Here is a 14,592-nt window from a genome sequence, read left to right on the forward strand (position 1 = left end):
TAATGGGCTGCCCTCTTCTGAGGGCAGCTCCCTTCCGCTCGAAGCTCTTACCCTAAGGCTCCTCCCCTATGGAGCGCAGTGATTCACGCTTAGCGGTAAAGTCTGGAAATGATACCAGTCAATAAGGAGCTTCTTTGATGTCGAACTTGAGTGACCTCGTCGGATCCCACATTCGTGCCGAGTCCGGCCGTGTCCCCCAGTCGTCCACTGAGATGGAATTCTGGTCCGGTCTGTCACGGGTTGTTGTCGATAACCTAGCGGACAACTGGCAGCGCACCACAGAGGCATACGCTGCTACCCGCCAGCAGCACTACTTCTCCGCCGAGTTCCTCATGGGTCGCGCCCTGCTGAATAACCTGCTCAATGCAGGTCTGGTGGATGAGGCCTCTGCTGCCGTGAAAAAGTACGGCAAGAATCTGACAGACGTGCTCGAGGCCGAACATGACGCCGCTCTCGGTAACGGTGGCCTGGGTCGTCTGGCCGCCTGCTTCCTGGATTCCTGTGCCACGCAGAATCTGCCGGTGACCGGTTATGGCATCCTCTACCGCTACGGTCTGTTCAAGCAGACCTTCGAAGATGGCTTCCAGGATGAGCACCCGGACCCGTGGATGGAAGAGGGCTACCCCTTCGTCATTCGTCGCGAGGAACTGTCCAAGATTGTCACCTTTGATGACTTGGTGGTGCGCGCTGTTCCATATGACATGCCAATTACCGGCTACGGCACCGATAACGTCGGCACGCTGCGACTGTGGCACTCGGAGCCGATGCGTGAGTTCGACTATGACGCCTTCAACTCGCAGCGCTTCACCGACGCCATTGTCGAACGGGAGCGCGTCCATGACCTGTGCCGCGTGCTCTACCCGAATGACTCGACCTATGACGGCAAGGTCCTGCGTGTCCGCCAGCAGTACTTCTTCGTCTCCGCTTCGCTGCAGACGATGATCGATTCTTACATCGAGAATCACGGCGAGGACCTGCGCGATTTCCACAAGTACAACTCCATTCAGCTCAATGACACCCACCCGGTGCTCGCTATCCCAGAGCTGATGCGTCTGCTCCTGGATGAGCACGATATGAGCTGGGACGACGCCTGGAACGTCGTGTCCAACACCTTCGCCTACACCAACCACACCGTTCTGGCAGAAGCGTTGGAGACCTGGGAATACTCCATTTTTGACCGTCTCTTCGGCCGCGTTCTGGAGATCACCCGCGAGATTGACCGCCGCTTCCGCGAAGACCTGGCGGAGCGCGGCTTCGACCAGGGCAAGATTGACTACATGGCGCCGATTTCTCACGGTCGCATCCACATGGCGTGGATCGCCTGCTACGCCGCGTACTCCATCAACGGTGTTGCTGCCCTGCACACGGAGATCATTAAGCGCGAAACGTTGAAGGACTGGCACGATATCTGGCCGGAGCGCTTCAACAACAAGACCAATGGCGTCACCCCGCGCCGCTGGCTCAACCAGTGCAACCCGCGCCTGTCGGCACTGCTGACTCGCCTGTCGGGTTCGGACGCCTGGGTCACTGACTTGGACAAGCTCGCTGAGCTCGAAAAGTTTGCTGACGACGAGGCCGTGTTGCGTGAGATTCTCGACATCAAGCACGAGAACAAGAAGGACTTCGCCACCTGGCTGGAGCACCGCCAGGGTATTTCGGTGAACCCGGACGCCATCTTCGATACCCAGATTAAGCGTCTGCACGAGTACAAGCGCCAGCTTCTCAACGCGCTCTACATCCTCGATCTCTACTACCGCATCAAGGAAGACCCAGCGCTGGACGTGCCACCGCGCGTGTTCATCTTCGGTGCCAAGGCCGCCCCAGGCTACGTTCGCGCGAAGGCCATCATTAAGTTCATCAACGCTATCGCGGACAAGGTCAATAACGATCCGGACATGGACGGTCGCCTGCAGGTCGCTTTCGTTGAGAATTACAACGTCACCCCGGCAGAGCACATCATCCCGGCCACCGACGTCTCCGAGCAGATTTCCACTGCCGGTAAGGAGGCTTCGGGTACCTCGAACATGAAATTCATGATGAACGGCGCACTGACGTTGGGCACCATGGACGGCGCAAACGTCGAAATCGTCGACGCCGCCGGCGAAGAGAACGCCTACATCTTCGGTGCGCTGGAAGAGGAACTGCCGGAGCTGCGCCGCACCTACAGCCCGCGTGGCACTTACGAAACGGTGCCGGGGCTCAAGCGCGCTGTCGATTCGCTTGTCGACGGAACTTTTTCTGACGGTGGCAGCGGAATGTTCCACGACCTGCACTTCTCGCTGCTGGAGTCCAACGGGTACGAGCCGGCCGATGTTTACTACGTCCTCGGCGACTTCGCTGACTACCGCGAGACCCGCGACCGCATGGCGGAAGACTACCGCGACGAGCTGGCATGGGCCAAGAAGTGCTTCCTGAACATCATCCGTTCGGGCCGCTTCTCCTCCGACCGCACCATCCGCGATTACGCCAATGAGGTCTGGAAGCTGGAAGAGACCAAGATTTAGGCCCCGGCTGGACCAAATCCTGGCTGGGCCAAGCCCCAGCTAGGCCTGCCCGGTTTCCAGCAACCGCTTGAACCCATCCTCGTCGAGGATGGGCAAGCCCAGCTCCTCGGCCTTTGTGGCCTTGGAACCGGCGTTTTCGCCAACCACCACGTAGTCGGTCTTCTTCGACACCGACCCTGCGGCCTTACCGCCACGGGAGATAATGGCTTCCTTCGCGCTGTCGCGAGTGAAGTCCTCCAAAGAGCCGGTGACTACCACGGTCAATCCCTCTAGCACCTGATCTGGACGATCGGCGACCTCATCGGCCATACGCACACCGGCAGCTTCCCAGCGCTCGACAACCTCGCGGTGCCAGTCCACCTCGAACCAGTCAGCCACGGAATCGCCGATGATCTCGCCAATGCCATCGATGGCCGAAATCTCCTCGCGGCTCGCAGCGCGCAGCGCCTCCATCGAGCCGAACTTCTGTGCCAAGGTCCGCGCCACTGTTGGGCCCACATGACGAATGGACAGGCTGACCAATACGCGCCACAGCTCTTTATCCTTAGCTGCCTCGATGTTGGCCAACAGTTTCTTACCATTGGCGTTCAGGGTTTTCCGCGAAGCCGTAGTGTAGACCTCAGTGCCGAGCAAATCTTCCTCGGTGAGGTCGAAGAGGCGGGACTCGTCGTCAAGCACGCCGCGATGAATCAAATCGGCAGCGCCCCTCTCCCCCAGGTTTTCGATATCAAACCCGGAGCGGGAGGCGAGGAATTCAATTCGACGACGCAGCTGACCTGGGCAGTAGCGGGTATTGGGGCAACGCCAATCGGCATCGCTGTCCTTTGCCGGAGCCAAACGAGTACCGCACTCCGGGCAGAGAGTCGGATAAATATACTTTCGCTCGCTACCATCTCGGAGATCGGCCACGGGACCGAGCACCTCTGGAATCACGTCACCGGCCTTGCGGATAGTCACACGGTCCCCGATAAGCACACCCTTTCGGTGCACTTCAGAAGGGTTGTGTAGCGTCGCCATCTCGACAGTTGACCCGGCCACGAAAACCGGCTTCATCACGGCATATGGCGTCGCACGACCAGTTCGTCCAATGGAGACTCTAATGTCCAGCAGATCAGTCGTGACCTCTTCCGGCGGATACTTGTAGGCAATCGCCCAGCGCGGCGCCCGCGAGGTCGCGCCCAGCGCGCGCTGCTCGGAAAGGGAGTCAACCTTGACCACAAGCCCGTCCATCTCGTGGATGGCATCGTGACGGTGCTCGCCCCAGTACTGCATCTGCTTGACGACGTCATCCGCGGAATGAACCTGCTTTGTATACGGCGACACGTGGAAACCCCACTCGTCCAAGGCACGATAGGCCTCGTGCTGAGACTGTGGACGCCAGCCCTCGATATGACCAATTCCATGGCAAATCATGGACAAGCGACGCTTCGCCACTTCTGCAACATCCTTCTGTCGCAGGGAACCGGCGGCGGCGTTACGGGGGTTGGCAAACGGCTTCTGGCCTGCGTCGACGCGATCAGCATTGATGCGTTCGAACTCTTCCAACGAGATAAAGACCTCACCACGCACCTCGAGCACGTCGGGAATGTTCTCGCCACTGATTTCATGCGGAATATCTTCGATAGTGCGCGCATTGGCGGTGACGTTCTCCCCCACGCGGCCGTCTCCGCGGGTGGCCGCCCGGACAAGGCGGCCCTTCTCATAGACCAGGTCGATAGACAGGCCATCGATTTTCAGCTCGGTCAGATACGTGCTGGCCGGGGTGCGGGCCAGCCAGCCGCGCAACTCCTGCTCATCGAAAACATTGTCCAAGCTGTAGAGGCGTTCGAGGTGCTCAACAGGCTCGAATACTTCCCCGTCGGCAGGCGCTTCGACCTGTGCGCCGACCTGCTGGGTGGGGCTGTCCGGCACCACCAGATCGGGCCACTGCTCCTCTAACCGCTGCAGTTGACGGAACATCTCGTCGTACTCAGCATCGGAGATAACCGGCTGCGCGGTGTAGTACAGCGCAGCGTTTTCACGAATGCGAGTTGCTAGATCTTGCCACTTCTCCCGGACGTCCGCCGGCGCCGGCTCGGAGGCGGGGGCGCTGGAAAACGAAGACAAATCGGAGGTTGACAGGTCGGAGTTCTCATCGGTCGAGGAAGTCACGTCGCTCATTCTATGTCATTGCCCGGATGCGCCGGGGGACACGGAAATTCTCTTGACCTTGTTCCTGCCCCTCAGCGAATCCGCACTCTCCGCTACAGTTGAGACATGCATAATTTCGATCCGCGACGCATGCTCGCGTTTGATCTGGAGACTACCGGCACGGATCCTCGCACCTGCAAGATTGTCACTTCCGCACTGGTCCGACTGACTGAGCAGGGCAAAGATTCCACCATCATGCTCGCTAATCCCGGTGTCGAAATTCCGCAAGCTGCGTCTGATGTGCATGGCATCACCACTGAAAAAGCTCGCGCGGAGGGGCGCCCGCACGATGAAGTGCTAGCGGATACCATTGCCGGCCTTCGAGCTGCCTGGCGCGATGGTCTGACCGTAGTGGCCTATAACGCGGCTTATGATCTGACGGTACTGCGCTCGCAGGATCCCAGTTTTACCGTTGACGGCCTCGTCGTCGACCCCTTTGTGCTGGACCACTATTTTGATCCGGAACGTCGTGAAAAACGCACATTGACTGATGTCTCCCGCCATTATCAGGTGCGCCTGGACGGGGCACATGATGCCACCGAAGATGCTCTGGCGGCTGCGCGCATCGCATGGGTGATGGCGCGCCACTACCGGGAGCTAACCGAAAAATCGGGAGAAGAGCTGATGGAGCTGCAGGCCGTCGCGTACTACCAGTACAAGAAGAACCTGCAGCAGTACCTGACCGAAAAAGGTAAGGATACGTCGGACTTCACCTTCGGGTGGCCGATGGACTGAGCAGCGGCCCCCTCACCCTCCCCGGCTCTCCCAATATCCAGAGTTTTGTGATTATCCAATGGAAATCGAATATCCAAAATTCGGCGGAATATCCAAGTTATCCAAGCCGATGTGGATTATCCATTGCTATGATTGATGCGTGACCACTCGCGGCGACAAGGCCATCTCCATCCCACGCAATCCTTTCCACCCCACATTCGGCCGATCCCCGGCCATCATCGGTGGGCGCGATGTCGAGCTGGACTCGTTTGAGCTGGCTCTGGCGGAAGGCCCCGGTAATCCCTGGCGAACCGCGCTAATTTCCGGTACCCGCGGAATCGGTAAGACGGTACTTCTCAACGAGTTTGAAGCCGCAGCAAAGCAACTGGGATGGATTGTGCTGCGTGCTCACATCGGCTCTGAAATGATTTCTGAACTCACCGATGTCACCATTCCGCGCACTTTCAGTGCCATTGACAGTGCACCGACGGGCAAGGGCCGTCACCTCACCGGCCTGTCCATCGCCGGCATTGGCGGGTTTAAGACGGAAGTCAGCACTTCTCAGCCCGAGCCCGGCAGGAATCTGCTCAGCCAACTTCAGGATCTCTCGGCTCTCCTCATGCCACAGGGATCCGGCATCTTGCTCACTCTCGACGAGGTTCAAAGTGCAGACCCCGCACAGCTCAACGAAATTGCCCATGCAATCCAGGACCTAAATCGCGACGATGCGGAGATTGCCTTTGTCGCAGCCGGGCTGCCCAGCGGTATCGAAGACTTGCTCCAGCTAGAGGGCGCAACATTCTTACGCCGTGCCGAGCGCGTGTCTCTGGGCCGATTGGACGTGGAGACCACCAAGGACATCATTCGCAGAACTGCAGAACTCGGCGAACGTGCGATGACTGAGGATGCCGTCGAGCTGGCCGCTGAACTCAGCCACGGCTACCCGTATCTCATACAGACCATTGGCTCAGTCGCTTGGGCTAAGGCCAGGTTGGCCCACTCGGACACCATTACCGCTCAGCATGTCTCGGATGCGGCAGCGGAATCAATCCGCCGCATCGGGCTGCAAGTTCATGCGCCCAGCCTGCGAAAAGTACCACCTCGCCAGATTGATTTTCTCAAAGCGATGGCGAGCCTCTCCCCCAATGGAAAGCCCGTGGCCACGAGCGCCATCGCAGAGACCATGGGACGCAAACTCTCTGGCATCTCACAGCTTCGCCATGACCTGATTTACCGCGAGCTGATTGTGTCAGCGTCGACGGGATACGTGGAATTCACACTTCCCTACTTCGCCGATTACCTCAATACGCTGGTGGAATAAGGTCGCTATTCGTCGCGAGCCAAGTCACCGGCTGCCCGACGAAGAAGCTCCGTGGCATTACGGCCTGCGCCGAGTTGCGCCTGTGCTTCTCCATTGGAGCTGGCAGCAAAGCCGCCCATCGGCGCCAGATTCAGGCTCTCAGCAATCTGTAGGCGCGAATAGCCCAGCTCATCCCAGAACAGCGCTGCTTGCTCAGCGAGTGCTCGAGCCGGTGTCGCCACCGGGACGCCCGTGTGCTCTTCTCGCTCCGTGACCGTCACTGGCACAATACCCAGCTCCAGGGACATATCGGCACCGACCACGGCAGCCGCAAAATCCAGTTGCTGCGTGGTTGTCAGTTCTTTGCGAGGTAGCCACACTCCGGCCGCACCGGAATCCGCCAAGGCCTGAACAGCCAGGCCATCGGGGCTCGACAGCGCGATGGTCACTTCGATGTCGTCGTCACGCAGCGGCCCTGTGACTTCGAGGAAGATCTCCGCGATCTCGCGGTGCCCCTGGGCGGGGAGATAACCCGCGTTGCCCATCAGCATGGACGGGGCCTTGATTTTGCCCTGTACGACTGCGCCGAGTGCGGGTTCTGCCAGAAGTACTTCGATGTCGCTGTCGAAACGCCGACGGACATCGGCGATGTGGGAAGCCAATCCCGCGGCCAGCGACTGCGCGAAGTACTTCACGGCGCCGCGGTCAACGGCGATGAGATGGCCTGCGGCATTTTCCACCGAAGTCGCCATCGTCCATGGGCCGAGAGCGGTCAGGCGAATTTTCTGCGGGGTGCGTCCCCACGCTTCCTCGCACGCGTCGATGTCTCGGTGGAGATAATCAGTGGCCAAGGCACTCGCGCGACCACGACGGTCGGCGACTTTCCAGGAGCGCGCTCCCCTGTCGACGACGAGGTCAGCCATGAGGGCGGCCGTGCGACCGACGGCATCGGCGCCGAACCCACGGGCGGGCAACGTCGGTAGCGTGAGGTGACCTTCCAGGCATTCGCCAATGACAATCTCTGCCGCCTCGTGTGGATTGCGGCCCGGCATCGGGCCAAGGCCGACAAAGGAGGTCACGACAAGTCCTCTTCACGGGCGGTCGAGACAATCGTGCCGGAGCCCAGCACGTAGTCGCCCGCAGTGTCAGTGTGGTACAAAACAGCGGCCTGGCCAGGAGCGACACCACGGAGCGGATCGCTCAGGCGCAGCCGGAAGGCGCCACCGCGTCCGGTGATGTCATCGTCAGGTCCTGCCAGCACTTCAATACGGCAGTCGATGGGGCGACCGTGCGCACGCACCTGCACCTGCAGCTTGCCGGCCTCCGAGGCAGCGAGTACTTCATCCGGGTTGGCCAGCCAGATGGCACGGTCGGCCTCGAGCACGTTGACATTCAAGTCCGCAGCCGTGCCGATTGTCACCGTGCCGGTCTCTGCATCAATGCCGGTGACATAGCGCGGCTTGCCATCCGGCATCGGCCCCGCCAGGCCAATCCCCTTGCGCTGACCAATGGTGAAACCGTAGACACCGTCGTGCTCAGCGACGGTGTCGCCAGTTTCCTTATCCACAATGGTGCCCGGGCGACGGCCAATCTTCGCGCCCAGGAACGCCTTGGTATTGCCATCCGGGATGAAGCAGATGTCGTAAGAGTCCGGCTTGTTGGCAGTGCCTAGTCCCATCCCGCGGGCTTCTTCACGAATCTCTGGCTTCTCGGTGTTTCCTACCGGGAACATCGAGCGCTGCAGCTGCTCGCGATCCAGCACGCCCAGGACATAGGACTGGTCCTTCTTCGCATCGCGGCCGCGGCGCAACAGGCCGTCGTCGCCAAGCAAAGCGTAGTGCCCCGTGACCACAGCGTCGAAGCCGAGCGCGATGCCGCGCTCTAGTAGAGCGGCGAACTTGATGCGTTCATTGCAGCGCAGGCATGGGTTCGGCGTCTCGCCGCGCTCGTAGGAGTCGTAGAAGTCATCCATGACCTCTTCCTTGAAGCGCTCGGAGAAATCCCAGACGTAGAAAGGAATGCCCAGCTCATCGCAGACGCGGCGGGCATCGCCGGAGTCCTCTAGCGAACAGCAGCCGCGGGATCCGGCGCGAACGGACTGCGGATCTTTCGACAGCGCCAAGTGCACGCCGACGACCTCGTGACCTGCGGCCAATGCACGCGCCGCAGCCACGGACGAATCCACACCACCGCTCATTGCTGCAAGAACTCGCATTGCGTTGCAACCTTTCCCCTCTAGATTTTGTGCACGTGTCACCGTACCACCACGGGGCAAAAACTAAGCCATGCCAGCACGCCGCGCCCGCTCGACCGTTTCCGGCAGCGCCGAAATGACGGCGTCGACATCCGCCTGCGTCGAGGTGTACCCCAGCGTAAAACGAATCGACGACCGCGCTTCCGGCTCCGAAACGCCCATCGCCATCAGCACGTGCGAGGGACGATTAACGCCCGCGCTACATGCCGATCCCGTAGAACAGTCAATTCCCGCCGCATCGAACAGCATGATCAAACTATCGGCCTCCGCGCCCGGGAAGCTGGCGTAGACATGCCCCGGCAAAGCGAGCTCGCTGGTGTGGATAATCGCACCGTCGATGTGCATGATTGCCCTGATGAGCTGCTGCGTCAGACCGCGGATTCGCTCATCGTCCGCCGCCATCGTGTCCACCGCCGCGCGCAGTCCTGCCGCCATGCCCGCCGCCGACGCCACGTCCTGCGTGCCCGAACGCAGTCCGCGTTCCTGCCCGCCGCCGTTGTTATGCGGGGTAAGTTTCGCTTCACGACGAACAAGCAGCGCCCCAATCCCACGGGGACCGCCGAACTTGTGCGCGGAGATGGCCATTGTAGTGGCGCCACTTGCGTGGAAATCAATGGGCAGATGTCCGGCTGCCTGCACAGCATCGATATGGAAAGGCACGCGAGCATCCTTCGCCCGCTTGGCAATCTCCTCCACCGGCTGGATGGTGCCGGTCTCATTGTTCGCCCACATGCACGTCACCAGCGCGGTGTTCTGCCGACTCATCTCCGGGAACTGCACCATGTCAACGCGACCATCAGCACCTACAGGAGCCTCAACAATCTTGGCCCAGTGTTCCTTTTCCAGATGGTGGCATGTCTTCAACACTGCATCGTGCTCGATTGGTGGAACCACAATGTCCGAGCCAGAGGCCTTGAAGTACAGGCCTGAAATCGCTAGATTGTCGGCCTCAGTTCCACCGGAAGTAAAAACTACCTCGATGGGATCGGCACTGAGCAGCTCTGCAATTTCTTCTCGGGACTCTTCCAGAACCTTTTTCGCAATGCGTGCGGTGGCGTACTGCCCCGAGGGGTTGGCCAGACCTAGGTTCTCGACCATTGCCGTGCGCGCTTCTGGGCGCAATGGTGTAGTCGCGGCATGATCCACAAAGTAACGGGTCTTCGCAGCAGACTTCATTTCACTCTTCTCGTCCGGAGCGGCAACGATGTGGTCATTAAGCATGCAGGCAGTATAACGCTGCGTGCGCCTTATGCTCACTATCCGCCATAGTTAAACCTCACTGTCTGCACGAACAGATGAGTAGGACCAAAAAATGCTCGGGGCGGGAACAGACAGGAAATCTGTGCCCACCCCGAGCGGGTAGTTGCTAGCCGAGTTGACTCTCGGCCAGCAGCCTTACGCAACTAGCAGCCTTAAGGCAAGTGCGTATTACTTCAGGTTCTCGATAGCCTGCGGGACAACGTCGAACAGGTCACCGACGACACCGAAGTCAGCAATCTCGAACAGCGGAGCCTCTTCGTCCTTGTTGACCACAACGATGGTCTTGGAGGTCTGCATACCTGCCTTGTGCTGGATAGCACCGGAAATACCCAGAGCAACGTAGAGGTCCGGGGAAACGGTCTTACCGGTCTGGCCAACCTGGAACTGACCCGGGTAGTAGCCAGCGTCAACAGCAGCACGGGAAGCACCAACAGCTGCGCCGAGAACGTCTGCCAGCGGCTCAACAACGTTCTTGAAGCCATCCTCGGATGCGACACCGCGGCCACCGGAAACAACCAGCTTAGCCTCGGTCAGCTCCGGACGGTCGCCGCCCTCAGCCGGTGCGAAGGAAACGATCTCGACAGCGTTGTTGCCGATCTCTGGGAATGCAATCTCGGTAACGTCAGCGGAACCGGACTTCTCCTCCGGGTCAACGGAGCCCGGACGCAGAGCGTAGACCGGGGATGCGCCGTAGCCGACACCGTCGACGATGTACTCGCCACCGAAGATGGAGTACTTAACGGAAGCGTCATCGTTGATAGCAACAACGTCGGACAGCAGACCGGAACCGGTCAGCGCAGCGACGCGGCCAGCGATTTCCTTGCCGGTTGCGGAAGCGGAAACCAGCACCGGAACCTCACGCTCGGAGGCCAGGCCGACGAGAACGTCAACCTCAGGGGTGATCAGGTACTTGTCGGCATCGTCGGACTCAGCAGCGAGAATCTCGCCAGCGCCGTAGGAGGCCAGGGTGTCTGCGAAGCCAGCAGCGGTACCCGGGGTACCCACGACAACTGCGGCCGGGGTGCCGAATGCGGAAGCAGCGGTCAGCAGTTCAGCGGTGGTGTTCTTCAGCTCGCCATTTGCGTGCTCGACGAGAACGAGGACGTCGGTCATAGTGATCTTTCTCCTACTTGTATCTCTATTTGTCTTCTATTCGCGTCAAGCGCCTTAGATGAACTTCTGGGCCTTGAGGTACTCGGCCAGCTTGGCGCCGCCGTCTCCCTCATCGTTAATGCGCTCACCAGCGGTCTTAGCCGGCTTCGGAGTGGAGCCAGTGACACCGGTAGCAGCGTTTTCGAGACCAACCTGCTCTGCCTCAGCAGCAACATCGTCCAGAGTCAGCTCGGTGACCGGCTTCTTCTTAGCGGCCATGATGCCCTTGAAGGATGCGAAGCGCGGGCTATTAGCCTTCTCAGTGACGGAAACGACTGCCGGCAGGGATGCCTTGAGCTGGTAGATGCCGTCTTCGACCTCGCGCTCACCGGTGATGGAGTCACCGTCGATAGCGACGGAACGCAGGTGAGTCAGAACCGGAAGGTCGCGGTAGACACCGAGGATAGCCGGGACGGAAGCGGTGCCACCGTCGGTGGAGGCGTTACCGGTGACGATGAGGTCAACATCTTCGAGGGTGTCAATGACGTTGGACAGAGCCCATGCGGTCTGAACAGCGTCGGAACCTTCAAGTGCGTCGTCCGAAAGAATGACGGCGTCGTCTGCACCCATGGACAGAGCCTTGCGCAGTGCCTCGATGGCACGATCCGGGCCAACAGTTGCGACGGTAACGTTTCCGCCGTGCTCTTCCTTCAGCTGCAGGGCAGCCTCAACAGCGTTCTCATTAATTTCGTCGAGAACTGCGTCTGCAGACTCACGATCGAGGACAAACTTGTCATCGGTGAGCTTACGCTCGGACCAGGTGTCCGGAACCTGCTTGACCAGAACCACGATGTTCGGCATTTTTCTGTCGTCCTTACTGGTTGATTACTGGTGAACGTTTATCTGACCTTACTTCGCAAGCCGCCTCACAATAAAGTGAACCAGGCCACGCTCTAGGTCGTCTGTGTTGAAGATAACAGAACCTATCGCCAATGCGAAGGTGATCCAGATAACAATGTCGTTATTTTTTTAATTTTTTTTCTACACCACGAGCACAGCCCGCCCGCCAACATGCTATTTCCGCATGTCAGACGTTAATAGTACGCAATCAACTGCAGCTATCTCCGCAGTATTCGCCGACAGCAAACACCGATCCCCAACGGGCTACCCCCACCAGTTTTCCGTCGTAAAGCGGTCCTTAACCGATCTCCCGGGGCTGACAGATAAACGCCGTCGCGCTCCGTCCGATGCGCGTGACAACCACCGCCAATGCCCTGGAGCCCTTAAGTTTCCACTGCTTGCGCAACGCGTCGGGGTTGGCGTCTACCCCGCGCACGAGAATCTCCACCGATCCGCAATCCAACGCTGCCAGTGCCTTGCGAACCTGCTTCAACCCCACTTGCTCAATAACTTCGAACCCGGCAATCCCCTGCGGCAAAACATCGCCACTGACGTGCGCAATCCGCTCATCGAGCTGCCAGAGCCCATGCGCCGCCGCAAAATGCCGCACCAGCCCGGCGCGCACAATCGCCCCATCCGGATCAATGATGTACCGGCCGGCAGCGCGCACATCGACGTCGTCAGGCATGGTGTCGTCGTAGGTCTGCACGTCCACCGCCGACAACTCTAACGGCCTGTGCTTATCGACGGTCTGGATAACCATCGCCGATCGCGTTACGGATTGCCCATCGGTAACTCCGGCCAGCCCCGGCGTATATAGACACGCCTCCTTGACCGCACCGTCCACCGAAGTGACAGCCACTTCCCCGCTCCACTCGCTGAAGTCGAGGCCCGGCGCACATTTGATAGCTAGTTCTTTGTCGGGCCAGGCGGCTATGAGCGCCGGCAGCGACGGGAGCAAGTCCTCCGGGTTGGTGATCCTGCGGCCCCCGGAGCGGCGTGCAGGGTCAGCGACAATGACGGGTGCGTCAAAGGCCGGTTGCAAAGCATCGGCCTGCGCGAAAATGTTCTTGCCGACGTTATGCCGCGCCATGGCCAGCCGTGCAAGGTCGAGATCAGACCCGACAACGGTCAGGCCCAGGTGGTCAATTGCTGCCACTTCAGTACCGATGGAGCAGGTCACATCGGCCACTGCTTCGACACCGAGATGCGCAAGCCTACGGGCGCGAGCCATCGCGACGACAAAGGGCGTGGCCTGTTGCGCTGCTTCGGAAGAGAAGATCCAGTCCCCTGGCAGTTTGCTGACCGCCGAACGCCGAGCTGCCGCGACCTCAATGACCGCGCGACCAAACTCGCCACAGTGTTGGCGTAGATGCGCGGAGTCTGCAATCAGAGACTTTTTAGTGAGCGCGAGCTGGTCGGCCTCATCTAGCCACTTCGGGTGAGCAGCAACAGCGGCCACCTCTGCAGCGGACAGGGACACTCGTTATCTCCTTCCAACTAGGGATCAGCCGGTTAACGGGGGTTGAGTAGTCGGCTAACGGTTCATACCTTTGCGCAAATGCCCCATGTGGGTGGCAACGGCAAAGTACTCATCCATAAAAGGTTCCCCGAGGAAGTCACTACTGGTGCGTCGCACCGGAGTGTTTCTGGCCGCCTCGAGAGCCTCCGCCACAGTACTGACACCGTCCAAGCGAGTCAGTTGCGCCCAGGTCGGAGGCATGAGGCCAAGTAGCCCACGGCGCCATCCATCCAAAATCGTAGTCGGGCGGAACCAGCCTGAAGATGATGCCTCAGAGGTGTCACCGTCGGCCCTTTGACCGTCGGGAAGCGCGGCGAGGAAGAAATAGGTGTCGTAGCGAATGGGGTTGGATTCGGGTGTCACCCAGTTAGCCCAAGGACTGACGAGTTCGGCATCGAGCGCCAGATTTTCATTGCTAAGGAAATCCGTCAACGACAACTCGTGGGCTTCCAACTGTCGTCGCTGACGGTGGAAGCGGTGGCCATCTGCGACAATCTCACCGCCAGCATCGCGAACCAGCAGAGTGCCTGTTTCCTCAAAGGTCTCACGCACGGCCGCGCAGGTGAGCGCGTGCGCCCGCGCGCGACCGACGTTAAAAGCCTGCGCGATCCGCGACTCGGGGTCGGCTTCCGACGGTCCGGTCACGGCCATGACCTCATTCGCGACAGCTGGGAAATCACGCCGGTCTACTCCACCGCCAGGAAACACGGTCATGTTGGCCGCAAAGCGCATTGAGGATACGCGTTCTTGAACGTAGACCTCGAGCCCGCAGTGGGTGTCGCGGAGCAGCAACACGGTCGCTGCCAGTTTCGGCGACGCGGGCGTATTCGGGGTTTCAGGTGTCGGAACCGCCATG

Annotated in this window: 11 protein-coding genes; 3 read left to right on the plus strand and 8 right to left on the minus strand. The window is 59.9% G+C overall.

What is annotated here, in order from left to right; all coding sequences use genetic code 11:
* Positions 1–137: 137 nt before the first annotated feature.
* A complete protein-coding gene (locus tag HMPREF3135_RS02655; RefSeq protein ID WP_049194086.1) occupies positions 138–2,504 on the plus strand; it encodes a glycogen/starch/alpha-glucan phosphorylase in 2,367 nt (788 codons plus the stop codon).
* Positions 2,505–2,543: 39 nt separating this feature from the next.
* On the opposite strand, the gene ligA is transcribed toward HMPREF3135_RS02655, so the two are convergent.
* Complete coding sequence (gene ligA, locus HMPREF3135_RS02660; protein WP_141739569.1) at positions 2,544–4,664, minus strand: NAD-dependent DNA ligase LigA; 2,121 nt, start codon at positions 4,662–4,664, stop codon at positions 2,544–2,546.
* Between the two features lie 96 nt (positions 4,665–4,760).
* Here ligA and HMPREF3135_RS02665 point away from each other — a divergent pair, with 96 nt between their 5' ends.
* Together HMPREF3135_RS02665 and HMPREF3135_RS02670 are read left to right on the plus strand one after the other, a co-directional pair.
* Positions 4,761–5,429, plus strand: a complete 669-nt coding sequence (locus tag HMPREF3135_RS02665; RefSeq protein ID WP_049194088.1) for a 3'-5' exonuclease — start codon at positions 4,761–4,763, stop codon at positions 5,427–5,429.
* Positions 5,430–5,568: 139 nt separating this feature from the next.
* The gene (locus HMPREF3135_RS02670; RefSeq protein ID WP_049190099.1) at positions 5,569–6,729 is read left to right on the plus strand and encodes an ATP-binding protein; all 1,161 of its coding nucleotides are present in this window, start codon (positions 5,569–5,571) and stop codon (positions 6,727–6,729) included.
* A gap of 5 nt (positions 6,730–6,734) precedes the next feature.
* Here the strand turns inward: HMPREF3135_RS02670 and HMPREF3135_RS02675 are convergent, their stop codons facing one another.
* The 7 genes from HMPREF3135_RS02675 to HMPREF3135_RS02705 form a co-directional block, all read right to left on the minus strand.
* Positions 6,735–7,787, minus strand: coding sequence for a uroporphyrinogen decarboxylase/cobalamine-independent methonine synthase family protein (locus HMPREF3135_RS02675; RefSeq protein WP_070437870.1), 1,053 nt, complete (start codon positions 7,785–7,787; stop codon positions 6,735–6,737).
* Positions 7,784–8,923 (minus strand): tRNA 2-thiouridine(34) synthase MnmA, encoded by a 1,140-nt coding sequence (gene mnmA, locus HMPREF3135_RS02680; RefSeq protein ID WP_070437874.1) that lies wholly within the window; start codon positions 8,921–8,923, stop codon positions 7,784–7,786. Before mnmA ends, HMPREF3135_RS02675 begins: the two co-directional genes overlap by 4 nt.
* Before the next feature lie 63 nt (positions 8,924–8,986).
* Positions 8,987–10,183 carry a cysteine desulfurase family protein gene (locus tag HMPREF3135_RS02685; RefSeq protein WP_101738709.1) on the minus strand — a complete coding sequence of 399 codons (1,197 nt, stop codon included), beginning with the start codon at positions 10,181–10,183 and terminating at the stop codon, positions 8,987–8,989.
* Between the two features lie 207 nt (positions 10,184–10,390).
* Complete coding sequence (locus HMPREF3135_RS02690; protein WP_016422471.1) at positions 10,391–11,335, minus strand: electron transfer flavoprotein subunit alpha/FixB family protein; 945 nt, start codon at positions 11,333–11,335, stop codon at positions 10,391–10,393.
* 54 nt (positions 11,336–11,389) lie between these two features.
* Positions 11,390–12,175 (minus strand): electron transfer flavoprotein subunit beta/FixA family protein, encoded by a 786-nt coding sequence (locus HMPREF3135_RS02695; RefSeq protein WP_049194091.1) that lies wholly within the window; start codon positions 12,173–12,175, stop codon positions 11,390–11,392.
* Positions 12,176–12,512: 337 nt separating this feature from the next.
* On the minus strand, positions 12,513–13,697 hold the full coding sequence (locus tag HMPREF3135_RS02700; protein ID WP_049194092.1) for a THUMP-like domain-containing protein: 1,185 nt from the start codon (positions 13,695–13,697) through the stop codon (positions 12,513–12,515).
* 54 nt (positions 13,698–13,751) lie between these two features.
* Entirely contained in the window at positions 13,752–14,591 is an 840-nt protein-coding gene (locus HMPREF3135_RS02705; protein WP_049194093.1) for an NUDIX hydrolase, read from the minus strand.
* Position 14,592: the final 1 nt, after the last annotated feature.

It is taken from the genome of Corynebacterium sp. HMSC14H10, assembly GCF_001807105.1.
GTDB classification, from domain to species: Bacteria; Actinomycetota; Actinomycetes; order Mycobacteriales; family Mycobacteriaceae; genus Corynebacterium; species Corynebacterium jeikeium_D.